At 59.2% G+C, this 24,747-nt stretch carries 25 protein-coding genes; 19 read left to right on the forward strand and 6 right to left on the reverse strand.

Going from position 1 to position 24,747, the window contains the following annotated elements; genetic code table 11:
* Window positions 1-49: 49 nt before the first annotated feature.
* Window positions 50-730, forward strand: a complete 681-nt coding sequence (locus QKB66_RS06540) for an ATP-binding cassette domain-containing protein (protein WP_248093579.1) — start codon at window positions 50-52, stop codon at window positions 728-730.
* Between the two features lie 277 nt (window positions 731-1,007).
* Window positions 1,008-2,207, forward strand: a complete 1,200-nt coding sequence (locus QKB66_RS06545) for a hypothetical protein (RefSeq protein WP_414252946.1) — start codon at window positions 1,008-1,010, stop codon at window positions 2,205-2,207.
* Here the strand turns inward: QKB66_RS06545 and QKB66_RS06550 are convergent.
* Window positions 2,204-3,277 carry a hypothetical protein gene (locus QKB66_RS06550; RefSeq protein ID WP_414252947.1) on the reverse strand — a complete coding sequence of 358 codons (1,074 nt, stop codon included), beginning with the start codon at window positions 3,275-3,277 and terminating at the stop codon, window positions 2,204-2,206. The genes QKB66_RS06545 and QKB66_RS06550 overlap by 4 nt on opposite strands.
* Window positions 3,278-3,391: 114 nt before the next feature.
* Here QKB66_RS06550 and QKB66_RS06555 point away from each other — a divergent pair, with 114 nt between their 5' ends.
* The 3 genes from QKB66_RS06555 to QKB66_RS06565 all read left to right on the forward strand — a co-directional run bounded on the left by QKB66_RS06555 (window position 3,392) and on the right by QKB66_RS06565 (window position 6,176).
* A complete protein-coding gene (locus QKB66_RS06555) occupies window positions 3,392-4,138 on the forward strand; it encodes a phosphoglyceromutase (RefSeq protein WP_414252948.1) in 747 nt (248 codons plus the stop codon).
* A gap of 80 nt (window positions 4,139-4,218) precedes the next feature.
* A complete protein-coding gene (locus QKB66_RS06560) occupies window positions 4,219-5,481 on the forward strand; it encodes a sensor histidine kinase (protein WP_414252949.1) in 1,263 nt (420 codons plus the stop codon).
* On the forward strand, window positions 5,478-6,176 hold the full coding sequence (locus tag QKB66_RS06565; RefSeq protein ID WP_248093599.1) for a response regulator transcription factor: 699 nt from the start codon (window positions 5,478-5,480) through the stop codon (window positions 6,174-6,176). The genes QKB66_RS06560 and QKB66_RS06565 overlap by 4 nt, the downstream gene beginning before the upstream one ends.
* An 8-nt stretch (window positions 6,177-6,184) precedes the next feature.
* Here the strand turns inward: QKB66_RS06565 and QKB66_RS06570 are convergent, their stop codons facing one another.
* On the reverse strand, window positions 6,185-7,108 hold the full coding sequence (locus QKB66_RS06570; protein WP_414252950.1) for a hypothetical protein: 924 nt from the start codon (window positions 7,106-7,108) through the stop codon (window positions 6,185-6,187).
* A 33-nt stretch (window positions 7,109-7,141) separates the two neighbouring features.
* On the opposite strand from QKB66_RS06570, the gene QKB66_RS06575 reads away from it, so the two are divergent.
* The 5 genes from QKB66_RS06575 (at window position 7,142) to QKB66_RS06595 (ending at window position 10,663) form a co-directional block, all read left to right on the forward strand.
* A complete protein-coding gene (locus QKB66_RS06575) occupies window positions 7,142-8,071 on the forward strand; it encodes a Ppx/GppA phosphatase family protein (RefSeq protein WP_248093610.1) in 930 nt (309 codons plus the stop codon).
* 9 nt (window positions 8,072-8,080) lie between these two features.
* On the forward strand, window positions 8,081-8,947 hold the full coding sequence (locus QKB66_RS06580; RefSeq protein WP_414252951.1) for a Yip1 family protein: 867 nt from the start codon (window positions 8,081-8,083) through the stop codon (window positions 8,945-8,947).
* Between the two features lie 153 nt (window positions 8,948-9,100).
* Window positions 9,101-9,892: a pyrroline-5-carboxylate reductase gene (proC, locus tag QKB66_RS06585; protein ID WP_414252952.1), complete on the forward strand. Its 792-nt coding sequence runs from the start codon at window positions 9,101-9,103 to the stop codon at window positions 9,890-9,892.
* Window positions 9,893-10,128: 236 nt separating this feature from the next.
* Window positions 10,129-10,317, forward strand: coding sequence for a helix-turn-helix domain-containing protein (locus tag QKB66_RS06590; protein ID WP_005527601.1), 189 nt, complete (start codon window positions 10,129-10,131; stop codon window positions 10,315-10,317).
* Window positions 10,318-10,561: 244 nt separating this feature from the next.
* Window positions 10,562-10,663, forward strand: coding sequence for a 30S ribosomal protein bS22 (locus QKB66_RS06595; protein WP_003855542.1), 102 nt, complete (start codon window positions 10,562-10,564; stop codon window positions 10,661-10,663).
* A 55-nt stretch (window positions 10,664-10,718) separates the two neighbouring features.
* Here the strand turns inward: QKB66_RS06595 and QKB66_RS06600 are convergent, their stop codons facing one another.
* On the reverse strand, window positions 10,719-11,735 hold the full coding sequence (locus tag QKB66_RS06600) for an HAD-IB family hydrolase (RefSeq protein ID WP_061920387.1): 1,017 nt from the start codon (window positions 11,733-11,735) through the stop codon (window positions 10,719-10,721).
* A 138-nt stretch (window positions 11,736-11,873) separates the two neighbouring features.
* Here QKB66_RS06600 and QKB66_RS06605 point away from each other — a divergent pair, with 138 nt between their 5' ends.
* The 9 genes from QKB66_RS06605 to QKB66_RS06645 all read left to right on the forward strand — a co-directional run bounded on the left by QKB66_RS06605 (window position 11,874) and on the right by QKB66_RS06645 (window position 21,412).
* Window positions 11,874-12,125 (forward strand): glutaredoxin family protein, encoded by a 252-nt coding sequence (locus QKB66_RS06605; RefSeq protein ID WP_414252953.1) that lies wholly within the window; start codon window positions 11,874-11,876, stop codon window positions 12,123-12,125.
* A gap of 114 nt (window positions 12,126-12,239) precedes the next feature.
* Entirely contained in the window at window positions 12,240-13,607 is a 1,368-nt protein-coding gene (locus tag QKB66_RS06610) for a glutamyl-tRNA reductase (RefSeq protein WP_248093621.1), read from the forward strand.
* An 18-nt stretch (window positions 13,608-13,625) separates the two neighbouring features.
* Window positions 13,626-14,513 carry a hydroxymethylbilane synthase gene (gene hemC, locus QKB66_RS06615; protein WP_248093625.1) on the forward strand — a complete coding sequence of 296 codons (888 nt, stop codon included), beginning with the start codon at window positions 13,626-13,628 and terminating at the stop codon, window positions 14,511-14,513.
* 215 nt (window positions 14,514-14,728) lie between these two features.
* The gene (locus tag QKB66_RS06620; RefSeq protein ID WP_414252954.1) at window positions 14,729-16,408 is read left to right on the forward strand and encodes a uroporphyrinogen-III synthase; all 1,680 of its coding nucleotides are present in this window, start codon (window positions 14,729-14,731) and stop codon (window positions 16,406-16,408) included.
* A 100-nt stretch (window positions 16,409-16,508) separates the two neighbouring features.
* On the forward strand, window positions 16,509-17,486 hold the full coding sequence (hemB, locus tag QKB66_RS06625; RefSeq protein ID WP_414252955.1) for a porphobilinogen synthase: 978 nt from the start codon (window positions 16,509-16,511) through the stop codon (window positions 17,484-17,486).
* Window positions 17,487-17,550: 64 nt separating this feature from the next.
* Window positions 17,551-18,366 carry a hypothetical protein gene (locus QKB66_RS06630; RefSeq protein WP_248093631.1) on the forward strand — a complete coding sequence of 272 codons (816 nt, stop codon included), beginning with the start codon at window positions 17,551-17,553 and terminating at the stop codon, window positions 18,364-18,366.
* Entirely contained in the window at window positions 18,363-18,914 is a 552-nt protein-coding gene (locus tag QKB66_RS06635) for a tellurium resistance protein TerC (protein ID WP_239239233.1), read from the forward strand. The genes QKB66_RS06630 and QKB66_RS06635 overlap by 4 nt, the downstream gene beginning before the upstream one ends.
* Before the next feature lie 66 nt (window positions 18,915-18,980).
* Window positions 18,981-20,021, forward strand: coding sequence for a uroporphyrinogen decarboxylase (gene hemE / locus QKB66_RS06640; RefSeq protein ID WP_248093634.1), 1,041 nt, complete (start codon window positions 18,981-18,983; stop codon window positions 20,019-20,021).
* Window positions 20,021-21,412, forward strand: a complete 1,392-nt coding sequence (locus QKB66_RS06645; protein ID WP_414252956.1) for a protoporphyrinogen oxidase — start codon at window positions 20,021-20,023, stop codon at window positions 21,410-21,412. Before hemE ends, QKB66_RS06645 begins: the two co-directional genes overlap by 1 nt.
* Window positions 21,413-21,569: 157 nt before the next feature.
* Here QKB66_RS06645 and QKB66_RS06650 read toward each other — a convergent pair whose 3' ends face one another.
* The 3 genes from QKB66_RS06650 to QKB66_RS06660 all read right to left on the reverse strand — a co-directional run bounded on the left by QKB66_RS06650 (window position 21,570) and on the right by QKB66_RS06660 (window position 24,665).
* Window positions 21,570-22,688, reverse strand: coding sequence for a DUF1648 domain-containing protein (locus QKB66_RS06650; RefSeq protein WP_414252957.1), 1,119 nt, complete (start codon window positions 22,686-22,688; stop codon window positions 21,570-21,572).
* On the reverse strand, window positions 22,685-23,053 hold the full coding sequence (locus QKB66_RS06655) for a GntR family transcriptional regulator (RefSeq protein ID WP_062035995.1): 369 nt from the start codon (window positions 23,051-23,053) through the stop codon (window positions 22,685-22,687). The genes QKB66_RS06650 and QKB66_RS06655 overlap by 4 nt, the downstream gene beginning before the upstream one ends.
* Window positions 23,054-23,159: 106 nt before the next feature.
* A complete protein-coding gene (locus tag QKB66_RS06660; protein WP_414252958.1) occupies window positions 23,160-24,665 on the reverse strand; it encodes an ABC-F family ATP-binding cassette domain-containing protein in 1,506 nt (501 codons plus the stop codon).
* Window positions 24,666-24,747 lie beyond the last annotated feature (82 nt).

Below are 24,747 nucleotides of genomic sequence, written 5' to 3' on the forward strand. Positions count from 1 at the left end.
GGTTCTGCTGGGGGATACAGGAAAGAAGCTACGGCGACATACTTCTTTCATGTCCTCATCACTTAGCTTGTCACGTGTCACCAAGTCGTTCGGGAACCAGCGAGTCCTCAACGACGTCTCGCTTTCAGTAACTCCTGGACGAGTTCATGCTTTATTAGGGAGAAATGGCGCGGGAAAGTCCACCCTGATGTCGATTTTGTTGGGACTTTCCTCTCCAGATTCGGGAACAATCGGTGAGCTGCCCACGGTCGGTGCGTCCTTGAATGGTCCGGCTTTCTACGGGCACCTCAGTGCCCGAAATAACCTTCTTGTGCACACAAGATTGCTTGGTCTGCCCGCGGAGGAGGCAGACCGGGCTCTTGCTGTGGTTGGGCTGGTGGATGTCGGCGGCAAGAAAGCCAAGAGCTTCTCGACAGGAATGAAAGCTAGGTTGGCCCTAGGACAAGCGATTCTCGGCGACCCCGAAGTGCTCGTACTTGATGAGCCGCAAAATGGCCTTGACCCGCAAGGAATTAGCGAGCTACGCGAGCTGTTGCGTGACTGGGCTGCGCGAGGCGGCACGGTTCTAGTTAGTTCTCACCAACTCGGGGAAGTACTTCATCTCGCAGATGACATTTCTGTGCTGGCACAAGGTGAAATCGTTTATTCGGGGCCTTTGCGTGATTTGGCTCCGGAAGGAAACTTGGAAGAAGAGTTTTTCCGCCTCACCGCAGGGGGACGCAATGTTTAGGCGTCAGCTTTGCACAGAGCTGTTGCGCGCTCGCGGTACTTCGTTGGTGTGGCTGCCTTTGATAGCCGTGCCTTTGGTCCTTCTGACATATAACTTTTCTCGCCTTGCATCTTCTGCCACCGATGCGACGGGCGTGCTCATGTGGCAATCAATGTATGTCACTGGGATGGCGGCTCCACTTGTTGCAATGTTTGCTGCAGCTGCGGAGGCACGGGAGAAGCGTGCTCGGTTTGGCGGGACGCATATGCGTTTGGCGGGACTTCCGAAGGTGCGAAGGATGCGATTCTTGAATGCCGAGAGGTTGGCCCGCCTCCTCGTTGTCCTCCTCAGCATTGCTGTATTTCATGTAATTAATTTCGGCGGAAGTTGGTTAGCCGTCTATTCGCGCGAGAATAGCTCACGCATTCTCGCTGTCGGTGTGCTGTGCTTTGTCGGCTCGATTGGCATTGCTGGATTGGCAGCAGCAGTAGCACGCCTGACCAACTTGGTAGTGACACTCGTAGTGTTTGTTATCTGGCAACTATTCTTTGCCCTAAATCCCGTCGTGGAAGCCGACAATTGGTGGATGTGCCCGCCAGCATGGCCGGTGCGAGCTGTATTGCCGATTATGGGCATTCACCGAAACTCCGTTCCACTTGAGCCGGGTGCGTCTTTGGCAGCTGAGAAACCATGGAACGCATTAGCTTTGTGCGTTCTTCTTGCTCTGGTGGGAATTGCAGCAGCGCTCTGGGCACCAGATAGCTGGCACCCACGGCTAGTCCGACGCTCGAAAGCGGCAGCAAACGAACCTGGGGTGGGGTGGAAGCCCGCTGTGGTTACAAGGGATTGTGCACAACGGCCACGGCCATTTTTAGCGCTTTGCTTTGCGGCTACGACACCAGCGCTAGTGGCCTGCATGGTTCTTAGCGCAACGCTGCTGGTGTTTACCGCTTTGCTGTACCCAGCCTCTTATGTCCATGGCCTGTTCGTGTTCGGCATTTTGCCCATCGGATCGGGGCTGACACCCGTGCTGGGATGGGCTGCACTGCGCGATAGTTGGCCGTTGATGTTGCTCGAATATCGGGGGTGTCGAAGCACCTTTATCTACTGGTTAATCAACGTGGTCGCTGTAATGTCAGCATGCAGCTTGCTTGCTGGGCTCATTGCTGGCGGTGCGCTTGGCGATGAGCTTCGCCGCCTCGTGCTCAGCATCGCAGTGGGCACCATTATCGCTTTGGCAAGCTTGTTATTAAATACCCGATTCGGGAGCACGTTCACGCTTGCTCTGAGCATCGTGTTTGCGATCATTTCGCTTACGCTGGGCGGAGATGTCCTAGCGAATACTCCATTGTGGACTGTAGTCTTTAGCGCTTGGCCGGAGACGGTCACGAATATCGGCCGAATGACAGTAGCGATACCCGTGATGGTGGTAGCGCTCGCATCCCTTTGTTTCTGCTGGCAGAAGAAGGCTCCCATGGTCGGGCGCTCGGATTCTTAACTCGCGAGTGACTTCGTCCAGGAAGTCCACCAGAACTTCGGCTCAATGCCCAGCTTCGTGTTGATGGCGAGCATGCGCTCGTTGCTCAGCGCGTTGTAGGTGGTGACACGCTTTAAGCGTGGGTAGCGGGCAGCGATTTCGCCCCAGAGCGCCTGCTTGACGAGCATGCCCCAGCCGCGGCCACGGGCGCGGCGGTGGGTGATGGTCAGCTCTTGCTTGGCTACTTCGGGGTGTGAGGGATCGAGGAGCAGCACGGAGAGGGCGGCGATGCCTTCTTCATCGATGAGAACCGCATTGGCCGTGACCGTCTTGGAGCGAGCATGGTGCTTTGCGGCTTCCTGCAGCATTTCTTCGGTCCACTCGCGCTCGATGGGGCCTTCGGCGGTGGGGACGTCGAGGTCAGCAATTGAGAGGATCTCAAGGAAAGAGTCGGTGTGGTCCGAGAGGTGCTCGGGCAGGAGATGGCCCTCGAAGTACTCGGCGCGCAGGCCTGCAGGCAGCTGCGCTGGCTCGGCTTTGGCAAGTTCAAGCTGGCAAGCCTGCTCCACGATGCCGAGTGCAAAGCCGTGGCCTGTGAAAGCGGCGGCACGGGGGTCGTCGTCAAGCCCGCCTATAGCAAAGTCAGCATCCAATGTAATGGTGGTGCGGCCGTGCTGTGTCATGAGCTCCGCGGCCGCACCCAAGAGCGCATCGAGAACTTCTTCGCTGTAGTCATCGACGAAGATGGGGGCCAAATAGGCCAGCGTGGTCTCACCCGTCAGCGGCATGTTTACTCGCAGGAAGCCGCGTGCGCCGAGGTCGGTCTCATCCTCTTGGGCGCGCAGCTGACCTTCCTGCTCGCAGGCAGCGAGCAGGAAGGAAAGGCGCTGGGGACTTGGACGCAAACTATTGAGCAAGCTGTCCATGGACTCGCAGAAATCATCGTTGCCCGCGAGATAACCCACCAGCGCACTGTCCGCCTCGTGGCATACGCGCAGCGCTAGGGAAGGGGAATCGTTGGTTTCCAAGTGGGGTGGGGCTATCTGAATGACGTGCATGGCAGCTTCTGCTTTCGGCGAGTGTTTTTCCATTTAATTGTGATTTAGATTTCTTGAGCAGTAAAAGCCCATTGTAGTAAATTTTCGGTTACCGCTGAGGGCTAAAAGTTGCAGCGCGGGCCATTAAAAACTGGCATGCTTGAAGGCATGACTCAAGGAAAGCTTATTCTTCTTCGACACGGACAATCCCAGTGGAACGAATCCAACCAGTTCACCGGTTGGGTCGACGTGGACCTCACCGCAAAGGGCGAGGCAGAAGCAAAGCGCGGCGGCGAGCTGCTTAAGGAAAAGGGCCTGCTGCCGGAGGTTCTCTACACCTCACTGCTGCGCCGTGCTATCCGCACCGCAAACATTGCGCTTAACGCGGCAGACCGTCACTGGATCCCGGTCGTGCGCGATTGGCGCCTCAACGAGCGCCACTACGGCGCTCTGCAGGGCCTGAACAAGGCAGAGACTAAGGACAAGTACGGCGAAGAGCAGTTCATGGCATGGCGCCGTTCCTACGGCACCCCGCCGCCAGAGCTGGAAGATTCCTCCGAGTACTCCCAGAGCGCCGACCCGCGCTACGGCGACCTGGAGCAGGTCCCGCGCACCGAATGCCTGAAGGACGTCGTCGAGCGCCTCGTTCCGTACTTCGAGGAGGAGATCCTCCCACGCGCCAAGAAGGGCGAGGTCGTTCTCATCGCCGCACACGGCAACTCTCTGCGTGCGCTGGTCAAGCACCTGGACAACATCTCTGACGAAGACATCGCTGGCCTGAATATTCCTACGGGCATTCCGCTGGTCTACGAGATTGCGGAAGACGGCAGCGTCCAGAACCCAGGCGGCACCTACCTGGATCCGGAAGCTGCTGCTGCCGGCGCCGCAGCGGTTGCGGCGCAGGGCGGCGAGTAAGAGCTTTTGAAGTACTGCGTACAATTCCCCGGGGGTCTATACTCCCTGGGGATTGTTTTGTTTTAACTGGTAATAGATACGTGGAATTATTTTTAGCTTTTCTAGCCGGCGTGGTGGTTTGCGCCTTCGCTCTACCGGTGATCTCTTGGGGGCGCGGGCGCATCGAGCGTTTTCGCAAATCTAATGATGCTGATTCCAACCGAGTCACTACCGTGAGCCAGGTTTTGCACTTGGCTATCCAAGGCGCGCCGACAGGCATCACGGTGCTCTCGCGCTCGAAGGAGGTCATCCTTTCTAATCCTTCAGCCCATGAGATGTCTTTGGTCCATGATCGCACTGTTAATCCGGATATCTGGAAGGTCGCGGAGGAGGTCTTCGCAGATAAGGAAACGCGCTCGCTCGACCTTTCCATTCCGAAACGCCGCACCGGCAACCGAGTTACCCAGGTGCTGGCGGTGGTTAAGCCGCTGACGCTTAACGACGACCGCTTCGTCATCGTCTACGGCACCGACGAATCGGAGTCTGTGCGCATGGAAGCCGCTCGCCGCGACTTTGTGGCGAATGTCTCCCACGAACTCAAGACCCCTGTCGGCGGCATCGCATTGCTGGCGGAGGCTCTGCTCAATGACCCGGCTGACGTTGAAACCGTGGAGTACTTCGGTGGCAAACTACAAAAAGAAGCCAACCGCATGGCGGATATGGTCAACGAGCTGATCGCGCTTTCCAAGCTTCAAGGTGCGGAGGCGCTGCCGGAGATGAAGCCGCTAAATCTTGATGAATTGGTGGATGAGGCAATCTCCCGCAATCAGCTGGCAGCCGATTCACATCAGAATGAACTTACCCGCGGCAAGCCGGTGGGAGTACAGGTCAAGGGCGATAAGGCGCTGCTTATCACCGCTATTTCCAACCTCATCTCCAATGCAATCCACTACTCGCCGGATGAGATGCCGGTGTCGGTGACCCTCAAGATCGTCGGTACCGATATCGTGCTCGTGCGCGTGACCGACCGCGGAATCGGTATCGCCCCGGAGGACCAAAAGCGAGTCTTCGAGCGCTTCTTCCGCGTGGATAAAGCTCGCTCGCGCCAGACCGGTGGCACGGGTCTGGGACTGGCCATCGTTAAGCACGTGGTGGCCAACCACGGTGGCAACATCAAGCTGTGGTCGCGGCCGGGAACGGGCTCGACCTTCACGATCGAGCTACCTATTTACAAAGACGAAACTGCAGCGGATAACGTAGAGAATCAGGATAATGAAGTAGATGGTGCCGTCAGCTCAGCTGCGCCTGGGCTTCCTCGTGCCGTCGCTCGCGTAGCCGCACGTCGAAAGGACAAAGCACAATGACCAACATCCTCATCGTTGAAGATGAAGAGTCGCTGGCCGATCCACTAGCATTCCTTCTGCGCAAGGAGGGCTTTGACGTCATCCTCGCACCGGATGGTCCGACCGCCCTCGAGGAGTTTGCGAAGAACTCCGTCGACATCGTTCTTCTGGATCTCATGCTGCCGGGAATGTCCGGCACCGATGTGTGCAAGCAGCTGCGTTCGACCTCCTCGGTTCCGGTCATCATGGTCACGGCGCGTGACTCGGAGATTGATAAGGTCGTCGGCCTTGAGCTGGGCGCGGACGACTACGTGACTAAGCCTTATTCTTCCCGCGAGCTCATTGCGCGTATTCGCGCGGTTCTGCGCCGCGGTCAGGATTCTTCTTCTGAGGCTCCGCAGGAGGAGTTCGACGAGCAGATTCTTGAGGGCGGCCGCGTACGCATGGACGTTGAGCGTCACACCGTCACTGTCGACGGCGAGGCAGTCTCGATGCCGCTGAAGGAATTCGACCTGCTGGAGTACCTGCTGCGTAATGCAGGACGCGTTCTTACCCGCGGCCAGCTGATTGATCGTATTTGGGGCGCTGACTACGTGGGCGATACCAAGACCCTAGACGTGCACGTCAAGCGCCTGCGCTCGAAGATCGAGGCAGAGCCTTCCCGCCCGCAGCACCTGGTGACGGTGCGCGGTCTGGGCTACAAGTTCGAACTTTAATAGGCGCCTTAGTAAGCGTTGGCCTTCACGCTGGCCGGGTGCCGCGTGAGGTTAACGCCAGCCTTGGCTGCTTCGGCTCGTGCGGCGCAGTGAGCAGCCAGGATTTCGTAGCATTCCTCGCCCATTAGGGCAATGAGCTCGGTTTTCTGAGAGAGCCACATGGGTTCCGGCGAGGTATGGCAGGCCGCATCAGCGGAGCAATACCAATCGAAGTCTTCTCCGCCACCGCCCCAACCGCGGCGATCGTATTCGCCGATGGTGGTGCGCAGAATTTCCTGGCCGTCTGGACGCTCTTCATATTCCTCATGGCGGCGCAGCGGCAGCTGCCAGCACACTTCCGGCTTGACCACGGTCAGCTCTTCGCCTTCCGCCATTGCCCACTGATGCAGTGCGCAGCCCGCGCCGGTGGTCCAACCCGCGCGGTTAGCAAAGATGCAGGCGCCATCGACGATGGGCGTTTTAAGTGCTGGCTCTGGTTCCCCGTCGTCCCCGTCGAGCTCGTCCCATACGAGCCAGGGTTCTAGCTCGGTGGGGTCTTCGGCGGAAAGGTATTTATCTACCCCAGCTGGGCGTAGCTGCCAGTACTTGTCTGGCATGCGCTCGACGGCGTCGTAAAGCTGCTCTCGATCCGTTTCATCAGCCATGTACGCGCCATGGACGCAACAGCCGACGTCGGGTTGGCTGGCATCGATGCCGTGGCAAGCCGCGGTGCCGAACTGACACGTGTAGTGCGATTCGACCCACGTGAGATCGATTGAAAAGACATGGTGGGGGTCTGCCGGATTGGTGAATTCGAACCATTCCCGTGGGAAATCGGGTGCCTCCTCGTGGCCTGCAAGGATCGAGAAGGCAGCGGGGGAAGAGCTGGGGAAACCAAGATAAACCGTGTGAGAATCTGGGTTATTTTTTGAGCTAGATTTCGGGCGATTCACACCTAACCACGGTAGACCTACTACTCTAGGAGTGTGCGATTAGGTGTATTAGACGTCGGAAGCAACACTGTTCACCTCGTAGCGGTTGACGCCGCTACGGGTGGACGTCCGACTCCGATGAGCGATTGGAAGACTCCGCTGCGTCTTGTGGAGCAGCTGGATAAGGATGGCAACATCCACGAAAAAGGCTTGAAGAAGCTGATTTCGGCGGTTGCTGAAGCAAACGAGCTGGGGCAAAAGTTGGGCTGTCATGAGTTCATTGCTTTTGCTACCTCGGCAGTGCGTTCTGCCTCGAACTCTGAGTACGTGCTTGATCAGGTGGAAAAGCAGACGGGTGTACGTCTGGAGATCCTCTCTGGCGAGGAAGAAGCACGTCTGACGTTCCTGGCCGTGCGCCGCTGGTACGGCTGGTCTGCAGGTCGCATCACCAACTTGGACATCGGCGGTGGCTCATTGGAGCTTTCCACCGGTACTGATGAGCATCCTGACTTGGCATTTTCTCTGGACCTGGGCGCGGGCCGCTTGACTCACAATTGGTTCGATACCGATCCGCCTGAGAAGGCCAAGGTTAATATGCTCCGCGACTACATTGATGCGGAATTGGTACCAGTGACCGATCAGATGCGTGCAATGGGTACCGCGGGGCTTGCTGTGGGTACCTCAAAAACCTTCCGTACGCTGGCACGACTTACCGGTGCCGCACCGTCTTCTGCGGGCCCCTATGTAAAGCGCACGCTGACCGCACCGGGCCTTCGTCAGCTCATCTCATTCATCTCCCGCATGACCGCAGCAGACAGAGCAGACCTCGAAGGGGTAAGTTCTAACCGATCGCATCAAATCGTCGCTGGCGCATTGGTGGCTGAGGCAAGCATGCGTGCCTTGGGCATCGAAAAGCTGGAGATCTGCCCGTGGGCACTCCGCGAAGGCGTAATTCTGCGACGAACCGATAAGGGACTGGAATAGGAAATAAACGTGGCTGACGAAAAACAGTTGACAGTAGCGGAGCTCCTCGCCCGAAACTCGAAGGGGCGCGCTGGTGCTGATTCTGAGGGCGGTTCACGCCGTCGCCGCCGTAGCTTGGAAGACGGTGGCGTCTCGGTTGCCGAGCTCACCGGCAACCTTGAAAAAGTAAAGGCAACTCCGGCCGAGTCGAAGCACTCGAATGTCTCCATCGACGAAACCGCTCCAGTCATCCCTGCCCCAAAGCAGGAGCAGGATGAAAAGCAGGCCGCTGATGCAAAGGCCAAGGGCACCGACAAAGTCGCTGGCGAAGTTGCTGAGGAAAAGGCAGCAGATAAGTCCGCTGACAAGGCTTCCCAGCCTTCTACCGATGACACCCGCGTTATCAAGCGCGTAACGGACAAGCCTGAGGCAAAGCAGGACGCTAAAGATGCTAAGGCTGAAGCAGCCAAGGCTGATTTCAAGGACGACAGCAAGGCTCCTAAGGCTGCTGCGGCAACCACCGCGGCTGCTGGTACCACTGCAGCGGGCGCTGGCGCGGCAATGGGCGACAGCGTTCCGGTAAAGGCGCAGGAGAAGGACTTGCTCGAGACTGAGTCTGATGCGGATTACGAGGAAGATGATGAGAAGCTCAATCCGTTCTCTGTTTTGCTGCTTGCTCTCGTAGGAATCGTGCTCGGCGCAATCGTCTTCAAGGGCTTCGAGATTCTCTGGGATAGCTTCTCCCGCTCCATCGTTGCCATCCTGGCCGTTGCTGTAACCGCTCTCATGGTTGCTCTGGTGCACGTGCTGCGTACCAATCGTGATGGCGCCTCGATGGCGCTGGCTGCCTTCGTTGGTCTCGTACTGACCTTCGGCCCGCTGCTCATCGTCATGTAGGCGAAAATTCATCGCACCTTATAAAGCGCACCGCTTAGCTCTTAAAGCAAGCGGTGCGCTTTTGTATATCGTCAGCGAGGAGACTAAACCCAAGGTGCAAAGGAGCGGGTAACAAGGTGGCCTGGCCGCAAGCTTTCTGGCACTGTGGTTGGCATGACAAAAATTGCAGTACTTGGTGGAGGACAAATCGGTGAGGCCCTCGTTTCGGGCCTTGTGAACGCTGGCTATGACGGTGCGGACATCGTCGTGACTAACCGCAGCGAGGATCGTCGCGCGCACATGGAAAAGACCTACGGCGTCAAGACCTTGAGCGATAACAATGCGGCTGTGAAGGATGCAGACTTCGTCTTTGGCTGCGTGAAGCCTTATGCCATTGAAGAGGTCTTCGCAGAAGCAGAGATTCCTACAAGCGCTGTCGCAGTGTCCCTGGCTGCTGGCATCCAGTTAGAAAAGCTGGAGGCCGCTGCCGGTGACGGAGTGCCGGTTGTGCGCGTTATGCCGAATACGCCGATGTTGGTGGGCAAGGGCATGAGCACGGCTACCGCGGGTACCCACGTCAGTGAGGAGCAATTCGACGGCGTTGTGGAGCTTCTGGGTGCCGTCGGTGAAGTAGCAGTCGTTGCTGAAAAGGACATCGATGCAGCCGCAGCGTTGGCGGGTTCCGCACCGGCTTATTTCTTCCTTGTTGTTGAGGCGCTTGTCGACGCCGGCGTGCAGCTGGGGCTTACCCGTGACGTTGCGACGAAGCTGGCCACCCAGACGGCTTCTGGTGCCGGTGCCATGCTCGTCGAGTCCGGCCGTGAGCCGCTCGCGTTGCGTGCTGGCGTTACCTCCCCAGGCGGCACGACTGCGGCAGCAGTGCGAGAGTTGGAGGAGTCCGGCTTGCGTGGCGCGTTCTACCGCGCGGCAGAAGCATGCGCACAGCGTGCCAAGGAGCTTGGCTAAAGGCTTCCTAGCAGCACGGGTGTCCCCAATGTGGACCAAAAATCAGAGCGGCCGATCCTCGTGTGACACCAGTTGCGCGGGGAGTTTGGCGAGAGCTGGGGGACACCTGGGAAAAAATTTGGCTCTTGGGTCGCATTAGTCACAGGTTTCACGATAGGCTGGTACGAGCACGTGCGTGAATGTCCTGTGGGAGGGGAAGCCTACAGCGCGTCACGGGCTGAAGGGTTAGATAAACTATGGCTAATGAAGATAAGGGAACCTTTTTGACCATCGCCGAGGTCGCAGAAATCATGCGAGTCTCCAAGATGACTGTCTACCGTTTGGTTCACGCAGGCGAAATGCCGGCAGTTCGCGTTGGACGCTCTTTCCGCGTTCACGAGTCTGCGGTTAACGAGTACCTCGAGGCTTCCGTTTACGGAGCTTAAAATACTCGCGCCTTCGACAGTGCCCACCTCTGCTGACCAGCTTGGTCTGCGGTGGTGGGCACTGTCTTTTTTGGTACGTAGGCCCCGACTGGGTAAGATAGTCACCATTCGTGCCAGCGGTCCTGCGTCTTCCACGCCTTGTTCGCAAAGCGTGGGGTTGCTGAGAAGTGCACCTTAGCGGCCATTTCCAGGCTGTGGCTGGCAGGTTTAGTACGTACTGATCTCGAAAGTGAGGAAACCTACTATGGGTTCTGTCATCAAGAAGCGCCGTAAGCGCATGTCCAAGAAGAAGCACCGCAAGATGCTGCGCCGCACCCGCGTTCAGCGTCGTAAGCTTGGCAAGTAAACATTTAGGCCTCGGTTTCCCGAAAGGGAGCCGGGGCCTTTTTGTCGCAAAGGCGCTACTTTCTTATCCAGCGCCAGCCGCCATAAGAGAAGGCTGCGGTGGCCAGGGCAGGAAGGCCGTAGGCGCGCACGGCTTTGCGCACAGACCGGTAGTCGCGGATGAGCCAGCCGTTGTCTTCGGCGACGTCGCGTAGCTTGGAGTCGGGGTTAATCGCTACGGCGGTGCCAACCATCGACAACATTGGTACGTCGTTGACGGAGTCCGAGTAGGCGGTGCAGCGCTCTAGGTCGAGGCCTTCAATGGTGGCCAGTGCCGCGACGGCATGGGTCTTGCCAGGGCCGTGCAGGATATCACCCAGCAGGCGGCCGGTGAACTTGCCGTCTTTTACCTCAGGCACGGTGCCGAGCGCACCAGTGAAGCCAAAACGCTTTGCCAGCACCTGGGCCAGCTGTACCGGGGTCGCGGTTACTAGCCAGACCTGCTGGCCCGCGGCCACGTGCAGCTGCGCCAGCTGATTGGTTCCCGGATATGCACGGCGGGCCAGGGAAGCATCGACGATTTCCTCGCACAGTGCCACCATGTCTTCAACCGAGCGGCCTTTGACAAAGTCCAAGGCCTGCACGCGGCCAGCGGCGACATCGTCGGCATTTTCGCTGCCCGAGACGCGGTACTTCAACTGCTTCCACGCAATGGGCAGGATTTCCCGGAGCTTGAAGTAGCGCTTGCGGTAGAGCCCAAAGGCAAAAGCAACCAGTGAGGAGCCCTGAATCAGCGTGTTGTCCACGTCGAAGAAAGCCGCAGCCCCGGCGTCTTGTGGGACATCCGGATCCGGCTGGGTGATCTTCTTCGCGCCGGCGGACTCAAAAGAACCCTGCACGGAATCCACGCCCGAGTGATAGGACTCGAGGTCGAGGCCGAAAATGCTATCCACCGCAGCGCGTGCGGCAGCCTCACCAGCGGTCTTTTGTGCGTCGTCGTCAAGCGGCGCTAATGCTTGGTTCTCAAGAAAGTTGCGTAGATTTCCCCGGCTGGCGGTCCAATTTGCTAGGAAGTCGCGGGGAGAATCAGGCATTCCAGGTGGGGTGGGGGACGCAGAGGACACGGGTATGCATGCAGCTTTCGACGGGGAGGCGGACTATCGTGTCCATAGTAAACCTTTCGACCAATGGCGTCTTTTTATAAAGCGCCAAAGTCAGGAGCAAATAGGCATATGTCGCGCCGTGTCGTAGAGTTGATGGTTCGTACTACCTGCGGTTCTTGCGCTAGGGTACGGGAGCAAATTGCCCCAGTAGTAGAAGCCGCCGGAGCGGCTTTTTATATCCGCAACGTTGATGAAGACCAAGAATTAGCAATGGAATACGGCGACCGTGTGCCCGTTGTAGTCATTGACGGAGAAGAGTTCTCCTGCTGGGAAGTAGACAACGAAGAGCTCGCAGCCGAGCTTGCGGCTAGCCTTAATTAGCCCTAATTAGCCCCTAATTAGCACAGCCTTAGTTCGGCAAAAGCCGGATAAACTATTAGGCTTTTGGTTGATTTATGTCAATCAAAGGGTTGATCTGAAAGTGGAGGATTGTGCATGAGTGTGCTCGTCGTGGGCATGTCCCACCAGTCGGCACCAGTAGCGCTGCTGGAGAAACTAAGCATGGATGACGCGGTGCAAAACACCGCTTGCGGGGAGCTGGTTTCTGCACAATCTCTTTCCGAGGCCATGATCATCTCCACGTGTAACCGAATGGAGGTCTACACGGTCACCAATTCCTTCCACACCGGTGTCCAGGACGTGGTGCACGTGCTGGCTGAGGTTTCCGGGGTTCCGGAGGAGGACCTGCGCCGCTACCTGTATGTGCGTTACGCCGATGCCGCGGCCGAGCACCTGATGACGGTGACCTCCGGTCTTGATTCCATGGTCATGGGCGAGCAGCAAATCATCGGCCAGGTGCGCGCGGCTTATCAATCGGCCTCGGACCAGGGCACGGTCGGCGCACGACTGCATGCTTTGGCGCAGTCCGCACTGCACACCGGCAAGCGCGTGCACACTGAGACCAACATCGACGAGGCCGGTTCCTCGATGGTTTCCTTTGCCTTTGACCAGGCGCTGCAGCGTATGGGACAGGAGAACCTGCAGGGCCAGCGCGTGCTTATCCTGGGCGCGGGCGCCATGGCTTCTTTGGCCGCCACCCACGCGGGACGATTGGGCGCCCAGCTGGTCATCGCTAACCGCACCCGCGAGCGCGCCGAGCGCCTTGCCTCTCATGCGCATGAGGCGGGCGTGCGCGCTGAGGTCGTTGACTTTGGCGAGCGTGCCCAGGCTTTAGGGCAGGTAGACATGGCGATTTCTGCCACCGGTGCGCAGAACTTCACCATTACTGAAAGCGACGTCGCCAAGCACAGCGCACAAGGCAAGGCCTTGATGCTCGTCGACCTTTCCCTGCCGCGTGACATCGATGATGCCGCGGCGGACATCGATAACGTTGATCTGGTTAACATCGAGCGCCTGAGCCGCTCGCTCAACGCCGCTGACACCGACATCGCTGCAGGCACGAGCCCACACGCGCAGGCTCGCCGCATCGTCAACGAGGAGCTTGAATCCTATGCTTCCGCACAGCGCGTGCGCGACGTCGTTCCCGCAGTTTCTGCTTTGCGACGCCGCGCTGCCGACCTCGTCGAATGCGAAGTCGCCCGCCTGAACCAAAAGCACCCGGAACTGGATGAAAAGCAGATGGATGACGTCTCCCGTGCCCTCAAACGCGTGGTGGACAAGCTGCTACACGAGCCGACGGTGCGAGCTAAGCAGTTGGCTGCTAACTCCGGATCTGTCAGCCACGAAAGGGCGCTGCAGGAGCTGTTCGGTCTGCAGCTAGAAGGCAGCGGCGTCTCCGTAGACGTCGAGGATCTGCCAGCCTTGAGCGAAGTCAAAAAGAGCCAAGAACAAAGCACTAATTAGAGGAAACTTTTAAAAAATATGTTCAAGATCGGTACCCGCGGTTCCAAGCTCGCTACGACGCAGTCCGGCCACGTGCGCGATTGGCTGGCGGCCAAGGGCTTTGAATCTGAGCTCCACATCGTCACCACTCACGGTGACGTCAACATGGCGCCGGTCGAGCGCATCGGTGTGGGCGTATTTACCCAGGCGCTGCGCGAGGCGCTGTATGCCGGCGAATGCGATATCGCGGTGCACTCCTTCAAGGATCTGCCCACAGCAGCGGACGAGCGCTTCCTCCTCGTCGTCCCGGAGCGGCAAGACGTGCGCGAGGCGCTCGTGGCGCGCGATGGACTTACCTTGGCGCAGCTGCCGGAGGGCGCGCGCGTGGGTACCTCGGCGCCGCGACGCATCAGCCAGCTCAAGGCGGTGCGCCCGGACCTAGACATCCAGCCGTTGCGCGGCAACATCGATACCCGCATGGGCAAGGTAACCTCCGGCGAGCTTGATGCCGTGGTGCTGGCCTATGCCGGGTTGGTGCGCGCCGATTATCAGGACCGTGCCACCGAGGTTTTCTCGCCTGCAGACTTCATGCCGGCGCCGGCGCAGGGCGCGCTGGCCATCGAGGCTGTCAAGGATTCTGCGGCTGCCCGTGCCATCGAAACCCTCATTGATGAGGAAGCAACTGCGGCCGCACTGGGCGAGCGCACCGTGCTCTCCCGCTTAGAGGCCGGCTGCACCGCTCCGGTAGCAGCTACCTCCGAGGTGGACGGCGATAAGCTCACCGTTCGCGGCGGCGTATTTGCGCTTGACGGCTCTCGCCAGCTTCTGGCCACCGCTTCCGGTTCCCTGAGCGATGCTGCGGCACTGGGCAGCGCTGTATCTGAGGAGCTTTTCTCCCGCGGCGCAGCCGAGCTGCTGGGGAACTAATTTTTTGTTTAGGCCTTGATAATTTAAGGTGTATCTAGCACACAATCATTGGCCCCCAATGATTCGGCCCCCCTTAATTTGATCCCAGGACTTCTGGCCTGGGATTTTGGCCGTTAATACGCTGTGAAGAACACCGCCCGCTGGTCGCAGGGTTTTCGCCGCGCACGATCATGTCCGTGCGTGGTGCCTGAGGCCCAAACGTAGAAAAGAACCTTATGAGCAACGCTGTGCCGGACACTCAGTCTGAACTGGGAAAAGTCGTTTTTGTAGGCGCCGGCCCAGGCAATCCTGACCTGTTGACCGTCCGCGCCCGCGAGGTTCTCGAGGCGAACGCAATCGCAATCGTCGATGAAGAGGTTTCCTCCGGAATCCGCGACGTCGTCGCGCGCGCAGTTCCCGTACCGCAGGAGCTTCTCGACGCCGCGGAAGAAGAGTACGCGCGCATCTGCGCGGAGGCCAAGGAGGCTGGCGCGCGCCGCAAGCCGCCGCGTCCTGCTCCGCCAACGGCAGCGGTATTTTATGCACCGCAATCTGAAGACATCGTGGCGCAACTGCGCGAAGGCTTGGTAGAAGCCGATGGTCTTGACGTCATCCGCCTAGTCAGCGGTAATCCGCTCAACCGCGAGTCCATCAAGGAAGAAATCTCGGCCGTGGCCGCCGAAGGCCTGGAGTTCCAGGTAGTGCCCGGCATGTCCCTGCCTTCTACTGTTCCTTCCTTCGCCGGTCTGGCTTTGGGTGCTACTTATACCGAAGCGGATATTACTGAAGGCGCTGACTGGGATGCGCTGGCAAGCGCTACCCAGCCGCTGGTACTGCAGGCAACTGCCGCCGACCTTCCGGTGATTTCCCGGGAGCTCATCGAGCGCGGCATGTCTGCGGACATTGAGGCTTACGTGACCGTTCACGGCACCACCCGTCTGCAGCGCACGCATGAGACCACCTTGGGAACTTTGGGCAAGCTCGACGCCGAGTTGCCCGGCGACCTCGTGGTGACCTTGGGGCGCAGCTTTGACGATCGTTCCAAATACTCTTGGTGGGAGAATCGTCCGCTGTATGGCTGGCGCGTGCTGGTGCCACGCACCAAGGAGCAGGCAGCTGCCATGTCTGCGCGCTTGGCCGGCTATGGCGCTATCCCGCAGTCTGTGCCGACTATCTCGGTGGAGCCGCCTCGCAACCCGGCGCAGATGGATCGCGCTATCAAGGGCATCGTGGAAGGCCGCTACAAGTGGATCGTGTTTACCTCCGTGAATGCGGTTTCTGCAGTGTGGAGCAAGATTGCGGAGCTAGGCCTGGACGCCCGCGACTTCGCCGGCGTTCACCTGGCCGCCGTTGGCACTAAGACCGCCGATGCCATCCGCGCCAAGGGCATGGTCCCGGAGCTGCTGCCGAATAAGCGCAAGCAAAACGCTGAGGGCTTGGTCGAGGTCTTCCCGAACTACGTTGAAGACATCGATGCTGTAGGCCGCGTGCTTTTGCCGCGGGCGGACATTGCGGGTGACGCACTGGTCACCGGCCTGGAGGAGCTGGGCTGGGAGGTTGATGACGTCGTGGCTTATCGCACCGTGCGCGCCGCCCCGCCTTCGGCGGAGATCCGCGACATGATCAAGTCCGGCGGCTTCGACGCCGTAGCCTTTACCTCGGGCTCTACCGTGCGCAACCTAGTCGGCATCGCCGGCAAGCCGCACGCGCGCACCATCATCGCCTGCATCGGCCCTTCCACGAAGGCCGCCGCCGAAGAGTTGGGCCTGCGCGTCGACGTGGTCCCGGAGGTTGCTGAGGTGCCAGCGCTTATCGACGCCCTGGCTGAACGCGTTGCCGCCCTGCGCGCTGCGGGTAACCTGCCGGCGCCGCGCAAGAAGCGCCGCTCGCGTAAGAAGGCGACTAAGTCCGCCTAATTGCGCCGAACGCGAAGAGGTATTGGGGCAAGGTTAGTCTGCAACTAAAGTATGAGTAGACTGACGAGGCAAAGAAAAAGACCTCTAGGGAGAAATACTCATGAGCCTTGTTCGCCGTCCCCGCCGCTTGCGCCAGTCTGCCGCTTTCCGCGAATTGGTCGCGGAAACTACCCTGCAGCCTGCGGATCTGATCCTGCCGATGTTCATCATGGACGGCATCGATAAGCCGCAGGAAATTACTTCCATGCCGGGCGTCTATCAGCACACGCTCGATTCCCTCAAGCGCGCTGCCCATGAAGCGCTCGATGCGGGCGTTAAGTGTGTTGACCTCTTTGGCGTTCCGCGGGAGGAAGACAAGGATGCCACCGGCTCCGTTGCCTGGGATCCGGAGGGTATCTTGAACCGCGGCATTGCGGAGCTGCGCCAGGAGTTTGGCGATGACCTCATCGTTATGGCAGATACTTGCCTGGATGAGTTCACCTCGCACGGCCACTGCGGCATGCTCGATGAATCCGGACGCGTACTCAACGATGAGACCGTCAGCCTGTACCAAGACATGGCTCGCTCGCAGGCTCGCGCGGGTGTTCACATGGTTAGCCCTTCCGGCATGATGGACGGCCAGATTGCCGCCATCCGTGAGGCGCTTGACGAAGCCGGCCATGAAGACGTCGCCATCATGGCTTATTCCGCAAAATACGCGTCTTCCTTCTTTGGCCCGTTCCGTGACGCCGTGGGCTCCTCCCTAGAAGGAGATCGCCGCACCTACCAGCAGGATCCGCGCAATTTCCGCGAGTCCCTTTTGGAGATCGACTTGGACATTGAGGAAGGCGCTGACTTCGTCATGGTCAAGCCGGGCCTGCCATACCTCGATGTGCTGGCCGCTGCGGCTGAGCGTTCTAGCGTGCCGGTTGCGGTTTACCAGGTTTCTGGTGAATACGCGATGATTAAGGCCGCTGCGCAAAATGGCTGGATTGATGGAGAGGCCGTTATGCTGGAGTCCTTGACCGCATTCAAGCGCGCCGGTGCGGATCAGATCCTTACTTACTTCGCCACCGACGCCGCTCGTTTGCTGAAGTAGCCGCTTCTTTCTTTCCGCGGCCACTGGCCAATTTTTCGCGAATATACAGTACATAAGGAATTTTGTGACACTTCCGGCTTCCCCTCAGCCCCCTCAGAATCAGCAGCCTCCACAGCCGCAGCAGGCTCCGAAGGAGCGAACGGAGACTCAAAACCCGCAGCATGCGCCGCAGCACCGTGGGGCGCCGCAGACAGGTAATGCCAAGCCGCCGCAGGCCCCGAAGGAGCGCACGGAGGCGGTAAACCTCATGCTGAAGCTGTGGGCGGGCACGCTGGCTTTGGAGGTCATTCACCAGATTTTGAACCTGGTGATGACGTTGCTGAATCGCTCGGTGCTTTTTGCCCAGGCACGTCAGACGGCAGAGGAAGCCGCGCAGGACTCTGGTCAGAAGGTCTCTGATTCCTTGATTGAGGTAATCGGCTATGGCTCGGTGGCATTTTCCTCCGTGCTCTCGCTGGTTATCATCGTCGTTCTCGCAGTGATGCTGCACTCACTCAACAAGGGCGGCAAAGCCGCGGCAACCGGACGCCGCCTGTGGTTCGCGTTCTCCCTCTTCTTCGCCTTCCGCACGCTCCTAGTCTTCCTCGCCACGCCCGCGGGCAATGAGGCGCCGGACTGGCTGATTGCCGGCGATGGCATCATCCAAATCCTGGTTGGTGTCGGAGCAGTAATGGGCCTTATCTTCTCGCTTAAGGAAGAGACGCTGGATTACACCGGCGAGCTGGAGCAGATGCGCAAGCTGGAGCAAGAGCTGGCGCAGGAGCGCCGCGAGAAGGAACGCGAGCGCCGCGAGCAAGAGCGCAAAGAGCTGCTGGAAAAGCAGCAACAGCAAAAGCAGGATGCGGCCGCCGGTGAGGATGAACAGGAGCCACGCCGATGACCAGCATGTTCCCAGGCCAGGGAAACGGCCAGCCTAAGGGCGACCCATCGCGCCCAGGTCCGGTGGACTACAACCGCGCTGACCGCAAGCAGGCTGGACACAAGCAGTCCGCAGCAGACACCGCGGGTGCTGGCGGCGCGCCGAAGTCGCTGCGCTTTGCCTATTGGGTACTGGTAATTGCGGCGATAATCATGCTGGTTTCCGGCATGATTGGCATGTTCGGTGACTCTGGCGCGGAAGAAGTCGCTGCCTCAAAGCAGATTGCTGATTATTTGTCCCGCAACCGCAACTTCGTGGCTATTTCTAACATCGTGTGTGCGCTCGTGATGGCGCTGTGCGCGCCGCAACTGCCGCATGGCTCCAAGTGGTCGCGTCGGATCATCACCATCGCGATTGCCTTTAGCTTGTTTGTCAACATTGCCGCCATGGCCTTGGGCGTGGGCGGGCTCGGCCTAGTGGCCATCCCGGTTGTGTTGGCCGTGGCGCTGTTGTTGCTCTATCGCCCGGATTCGAACCAGTTTATGCGTGAGCGTAATCCGCGCTTCTAGCTCGCGGGCCTGCCCAAGGCAGAGCTAACTAGATTTAAATCCAACTTTTGATTCATAATGAAGACCATGTCACGACTTAAAAACGCCCCGCTCATCGATGCCGCCGCTGGCCGCACGCCGTCCCGTCCGCCCGTGTGGTTCATGCGTCAAGCAGGGCGTTCCTTGCCGGAATACCGCAAGGTTCGGGAGGGCATCGACATGCTCGACTCGTGCTTCATGCCGGAGCTGCTCGCTGAGATCACCCTGCAGCCGGTGCGCCGCCACGACGTTGATGCCGCGATTTTGTTCAGTGATATCGTTGTGCCGCTCAAGGCCGCTGGCGTCGGCGTAGACATCGTGCCTGGCCGCGGGCCAGTGATGGAACAGCCAGTGCGCACCAAAGAGGACGTCGCCAAGCTGCCCATCCTGGACACTGATGTTCCGCAGGTTCGCGATGGCATCGCCATCATCTTGGATGAGCTGACCGAGACCCAGGCGCTTATCGGTTTCGTCGGCGCGCCATTTACCTTGGCCAGCTACCTGGTGGAGGGTGGTCCTTCCAAGAACCACGAGAAGACCAAGGCCCTTATGCATGCGGAGCCGCAGACCTGGCACGCACTGATGGAGCGCCTGACGCCGACCATCATCAACTTCCTGCAACTGCAGATGGAAGCGGGCATCGATGCGATGCAGCTTTTCGATTCCTGGGCGGGCTACCTCAACGAGCGTGACTACCGCGAGTTCGTGCTTCCTTATTCCACGGAAATTCTGAAGGCCGCGGAAGGCCGCATCCCGCGCATCCACTTCGGCGTGGGAACGGGCGAGCTGCTCGGCGCGATGTCCGAGGCCGGCTCTGAAGTCATGGGTGTGGACTACCGCGTCTCCATGGATGCCGCAGCCAAGCGCGTGAGCGCGCGCACTTTGCAGGGCAACCTGGATCCTGCGCTCTTGTTCGCTGGCGACGACGCCATCCGCGGCGCAGTGCGCACCATCAAGGACGAGGTCGCGGCAGCCCAAGCAGCCGGCGACATCGATACGCATATCTGGAATCTTGGCCACGGAGTTTTGCCAACCACAGAGGCGGAGGCGGTTACCCGCGCCGTCTCTATCATCCACGAGGAGGGCTAATGAAAATCGCGATTATTGGTGCTGGCCTGGCAGGCCTCACAGCAGCGTGGGAGATTGCCTCCCGTGACTCTGGGCACAAGGTGGACGTGTATGAGGCTGAAGGCCGCATCGGCGGCAAGCTTTACACGGTTCCGTTTAACGACGGCCCAACAGACATGGGAGCCGAGGCTTTCTTAGCCCGCAACGAAGAAGTAGTGGAATTTTTCACCAAGCTGGGCTTGGCGGATTCCTTTGTTTCTCCTTCGGGTCTATCCCCGCTGTTCTACGTCGATTCCAAGCTGCAGTCCCTGCCTTCCGGCGGCATGATGGGCATCCCGTCCTCGTCTGAGTCCATCGCTCCGCTGGTCTCTGCGGAGACCGCGCGCCGTATCGACAATGAAGAGCCTTTCGAGTGGAAAATCGGCGGCGATGTTTCGGTGGGCAAGCTGGTCCGTCAGCAGTTTGGTGACGACGTGGTGGACCACGTGGTCTCCGCCCTTCTGGGTGGCGTCTATTCCTGCACTGCGGATGACTTGGGCCTGCGCGCCACGATCCCGGCGCTGGCCGCTAACTTGGACAAGCTCGCAGCTGATGGCCCGGTCAAGCTTTCCGACGCCGTCCGCGCAATGGAGCAGGCACGCCCACGCACCCCGGGCAAGGGGGCGCCTTTCCAGACTTTCCGCGGCGGATACGCTGAGGTTTACGAGGCACTCGCGGAAAAGTCCGGCGCCGATATTCACCTCGATTCCTTTATCTCCGGCGTGACCCGTGAGTCCGAAGGCTTCCGTGTCAAGGGCGCACCGAACGAGGCCGGCCTTTATGACCGCGTGCTTTTTGCTACCCCGGCGCCCACTACCGCGCGTCTTCTGCCGGCTCTTTCTCCTGCGGCTTCTGCCGCGCTGAAGAAGGTAAAGTTGGCCGGTTCCGTGGTTGTTGGCTTTAAGTTTGAGTCCGACACGGATCCGAACGGCAACCGCCTGCCGGATAACACCGGCATTTTGGTGGGCACGGACCAGACTGATGTCCACGCCAAGGCTTTCACGCTGTCTTCGCGCAAGTGGCCGCACTTGGCTGAACGCGGCGGCGCGCTGGTGCGTGCTTCCTTCGGCCGATTCGGCGACGACGCCCTCGTCCGCGCGGAGGAAGACGATCTGGTGGATTACGCCTTGGACGATCTTCAGCACATCACCGGCTTCGATGGCCGCGCTGCAGGCGTATCCGAGATCTTCACTCAGCGCTGGTTCGGCGGCATCCCACGCTACGACGAGACCCACCTGGACACAGTCGCTGCAGCGCACGCCGCGCTTGCCGACGTCCCCGGCATCGAGGCCACCGGTGCCTGGTCTGGCGGCGTGGGCGTGCCAGCCGTTGTGGCAGATGCACGCGGTGCCGTTGAGCGGCTGCTCGCGTAGCTAGAGAGCAGGAAACCCCTCGCCCTTCGCCGGCCAGAATCCCCAGTCCTCGAAGAAGCTTGCGAAGACTCTGGTCGAGGCCTTGGGGGAGCAGGGCTAACCTCTGGCCCAATGTGGGCGGCCAGGCCGCCTACGAAAAACCTCCACCGACAAGCTGCTAGAGCAAAATCGGCAAAGCGATGGAGCCTATGAGCAGTAGCAGAATGACGGCCATGAAAACCTTCGCCTGCCAGCGGGCGTAGTTGAAGTCCACGCCGGCGCCGAAGCGCTTGTCTACCATGACGGCTGGGTCGTCAGGGTTGTAATAGAACATGCCCCACTTGTAGAACTCGTCATTATCGGGGGAGTCTTTGCCGTCGTCGGGGAAATTCACGCCCCGCAGGGCGTCATCGATGCGCGTTTGTGCGCGCAGGATCATCACGAGGAGGGCGATGACTCCGACCAGGCTCATGACGATAACGCCGATGAATCCCACAGGCAGCCAGCCGGCGTAGCGAGGCAATGCGGAGGCAACCTGAATCTGCGCCATGGGTAGGCAGATTGCAAAGAGCAAGAAGCCTGTTGCCTGGTTTGTTGCGTCCATTACCGCGCGGTTTCGCAGCTGACCCTTGATAGAGCGGTCCGAACGTGCATGGACCGATGAGGTGCAGACGAACCAAAAAATGAGTGCGAAGACTGCGATCATTCCGAGGTTAACGAAGGTCAACCCGAATACAGTGCCGATGCCTTTGTCGCTCCAGGCGTCGGGCTGCATGGAGGCGCCCCAGTGCGTAGGGATGGTCTCGGGAATCGTGTCCCAGCCTTGGGCAACGATGCCCGCGGCAGCTGCGGTCATGAGCAGTGAACCGAGGACCCAAATCCAGGGAAAGCGGGCCTGGGCGGTGAGGTTGGCCAGCGCGCTGTTGTTCAGCGACGTGGCAGTTATCTGTGCGGAAATGGCTGTTTCGACATTGTCATACCAGCCGCCCGCGGCTTTAGCCTCGATGATGCGGCGACGCGATTTAACGTAAGCAAAGAGTGCTCCAAAGATGACGAAAAGGGAAGGGAACGCTGCGATTGCTGGCCACTTCCATGTGGCCACTGAAATAAGGGTGGCGGCGATACCAATCGCCCACACGAGGCAGCGGTAGTGCTTAATCGCATCAGTTACTGCAGGCTCAGCGCGTTTGTCTTGGGGTACTGAAACGCCAAGGGGCAGGACGGCTATCGCCGGTGCTGCCGCCAGGGCCCACGTCACGGCTAAGATGACCGCGGCCATTGATAATGCGAAAATCATGGTAGTTCCTTCAGGATGGCGTCGAGATGGTCACGGATTTCGGAAACGGTGAAGCCCTGCGCGCGTGCAAGCCAGGCGACGCGGGTGAGGCCCTCGTCGAGTTGCTGGGATTGGGCTGCAGTGCGGGCGCCTGGGCGGACCACGGTGCCGGAGCGACCAGCGGTATCCACGAGGCCGTCGGCTACGAGCTGGTCGTAGGCCTTCTTGACCGTGGCCGGGTTGATACCGAAGTTGGCTGCGAGACGGCGAACTGGATCGAGCTTGTCGCCGTCACGGAGCTGACCGTGAGCGATGGCCGCAACTATCTCGTTGTGGATTTGTTTAAACAGTGGGACGTCAGAGTCCGGGCTAAGGGTGATGAACATGCACCCTCACTTTCTGTGTTGTTCTTACTAATACAACGTTGTATTAGTAAATATAGCACAGATTGTATTGGTGTCAATGATACAAACTCGGGCTGAAACTAGTTACCTAAAGCTCAACGGTGCGATCGAGAAGCAAGCGTGAACAGAAGTGTTCGTCGTGACTCACCACCAGCATTGCCCCGCAGTATGCAGAGAGGACGTCGATAAGCCAATCCACCGTGGGAATGTCGAGGTTGTTCGTTGGTTCGTCGAGGAGCAGAAACTTCGGCGCTGGGTCTGACAACAAGACCCGGGCGCATTCGGCCCGAAAGCGCTCGCCGCCTGATAACTGGGAAAGCGGAGCGTGTACGCTGTCGTTCTGGAACAGTAATTGTGCAAGCTGATTGCGCAGATACTGCGGCGCAGCGTGAGGATTGGACTCGGTCACTAACTCCCACACGCTTTTATTGCCGGGAAGCGTTATGCGCTGACGCAAGTAACCACAGGCTAGTGCGTAGTCGACGTCGCCGTTTGCCACGCGGTTGAGGAACGTTGTCTTTCCGGAACCGTTGGGACCTGCGAGTCGGACGCGCTCTGGGCCTACGATGCTGAGTAGCTCACTGCGGAGAACGTGGGTTGCGTTAGGCAGTTGAGTGCTCGGAAGCTCGATATGGACGGCAGAATCGTCGCGTATCCGCAGCTGAGCTTTGTCGTACTCCTGCTGTGCGCTTGCCACTGATTGGGCAGCTTCGTGCGAGCGCTTGGCAGCTGAGTTTTGAGAGCGATTCTTGTCCAAGCCCAATGCGAGAGGAGGCTTGCGTTTGGAGGCCGCGTATTTCTTTCCGCGACGCTCATCCCGGGCTAGCCGCGTTTGCATTGCTGACCGCTGGCGGACTTCCTTGCGTAAGGCGGCCTTGGCCTGGTGGACGTCGGCAAGCGCGGCGTCCTGTTCTTGGTCAATAGCCTCCTCATAGGAGGCGTAGTTCCCAGTAAACATGCGTAATGAGCCGTGGTAGAGCTCGGCGATGCAATCTGCGTGATTGAGTAGATCGCGGTCGTGTGAAATGACCAAAACCTGGGCTGGCGAGTCGGCGATCAAGCTAAGGAGAAGTTCCTTGGACTGCGCATCAAGGTTGTTTGTGGGCTCATCCAAAATGATCACGTCAGGTTCGGAGAAAAAGAGCGCAGTAAGCGCGACAGTAACGGCCTCGCCGCCCGATAGGCTACCGATTGTGCGATTCAAGGAAATGGGCAATTCCGACGCCGCGAGTGCAGTACTGATTTTTTCCTTGAGATCCCAACGCTCGCCGACGACCTCGACGAGCTCGTCGGTGTAGTGTCCCGCTTCGATTTGCTCGATGGCCTCCAATACTTCACGGGCGTGGAATACGTCGGCAACAGTATCGGAGACTTTCAGGCCTAAGTCTTGGTCGAGGTACCCGACGCTAGGGGCGCTGACGGTACCTGAGGTTGGTTCGAGTATTCCGGCCAGCACCTTGGCCAGCGTTGATTTGCCCGAGCCGTTGGTGCCAACGAGTCCGGTGAATTGAGCGCTAAAAGTCCCGTTGAGATTCGCGAAACAGGGTTTACCGTCAGGCCACACCATGGTGAGGTCAGTGAAAGAAATAGGCATGGATCGATCCGCCTTCGAGTCAGAGGTGTTGATGTGAGCTTCGAATTAAGAGCGGATCTTCATGGCAAGGAAGGTTAGCAGC

It is taken from the genome of Corynebacterium sp. c25Ua_89, from assembly GCF_047459735.1.
Taxonomy (GTDB): domain Bacteria; phylum Actinomycetota; class Actinomycetes; order Mycobacteriales; family Mycobacteriaceae; genus Corynebacterium; species Corynebacterium simulans.

Coding starts and splice junctions, on each gene's coding strand:
- QKB66_RS06555 (WP_414252948.1), top strand. CDS start 3,392: ATGACTCAAGGAAAGCTTATTCTTCTTCGACACGGACAATCCCAGTGG.
- QKB66_RS06655 (WP_062035995.1), bottom strand. CDS start 23,053: ATGTTCATCACCCTTAGCCCGGACTCTGACGTCCCACTGTTTAAACAA.
- hemE (WP_248093634.1), top strand. CDS start 18,981: ATGTCACGACTTAAAAACGCCCCGCTCATCGATGCCGCCGCTGGCCGC.
- hemC (WP_248093625.1), top strand. CDS start 13,626: ATGTTCAAGATCGGTACCCGCGGTTCCAAGCTCGCTACGACGCAGTCC.
- QKB66_RS06660 (WP_414252958.1), bottom strand. CDS start 24,665: ATGCCTATTTCTTTCACTGACCTCACCATGGTGTGGCCTGACGGTAAA.
- QKB66_RS06635 (WP_239239233.1), top strand. CDS start 18,363: ATGACCAGCATGTTCCCAGGCCAGGGAAACGGCCAGCCTAAGGGCGAC.
- QKB66_RS06545 (WP_414252946.1), top strand. CDS start 1,008: ATGCGATTCTTGAATGCCGAGAGGTTGGCCCGCCTCCTCGTTGTCCTC.
- QKB66_RS06590 (WP_005527601.1), top strand. CDS start 10,129: ATGGCTAATGAAGATAAGGGAACCTTTTTGACCATCGCCGAGGTCGCA.
- QKB66_RS06650 (WP_414252957.1), bottom strand. CDS start 22,688: ATGATTTTCGCATTATCAATGGCCGCGGTCATCTTAGCCGTGACGTGG.
- QKB66_RS06605 (WP_414252953.1), top strand. CDS start 11,874: ATGTCGCGCCGTGTCGTAGAGTTGATGGTTCGTACTACCTGCGGTTCT.
- QKB66_RS06620 (WP_414252954.1), top strand. CDS start 14,729: ATGAGCAACGCTGTGCCGGACACTCAGTCTGAACTGGGAAAAGTCGTT.
- QKB66_RS06565 (WP_248093599.1), top strand. CDS start 5,478: ATGACCAACATCCTCATCGTTGAAGATGAAGAGTCGCTGGCCGATCCA.
- QKB66_RS06550 (WP_414252947.1), bottom strand. CDS start 3,277: ATGGAAAAACACTCGCCGAAAGCAGAAGCTGCCATGCACGTCATTCAG.
- proC (WP_414252952.1), top strand. CDS start 9,101: ATGACAAAAATTGCAGTACTTGGTGGAGGACAAATCGGTGAGGCCCTC.
- QKB66_RS06540 (WP_248093579.1), top strand. CDS start 50: ATGTCCTCATCACTTAGCTTGTCACGTGTCACCAAGTCGTTCGGGAAC.
- QKB66_RS06600 (WP_061920387.1), bottom strand. CDS start 11,735: ATGCCTGATTCTCCCCGCGACTTCCTAGCAAATTGGACCGCCAGCCGG.
- QKB66_RS06645 (WP_414252956.1), top strand. CDS start 20,021: ATGAAAATCGCGATTATTGGTGCTGGCCTGGCAGGCCTCACAGCAGCG.
- QKB66_RS06610 (WP_248093621.1), top strand. CDS start 12,240: ATGAGTGTGCTCGTCGTGGGCATGTCCCACCAGTCGGCACCAGTAGCG.
- QKB66_RS06595 (WP_003855542.1), top strand. CDS start 10,562: ATGGGTTCTGTCATCAAGAAGCGCCGTAAGCGCATGTCCAAGAAGAAG.
- hemB (WP_414252955.1), top strand. CDS start 16,509: ATGAGCCTTGTTCGCCGTCCCCGCCGCTTGCGCCAGTCTGCCGCTTTC.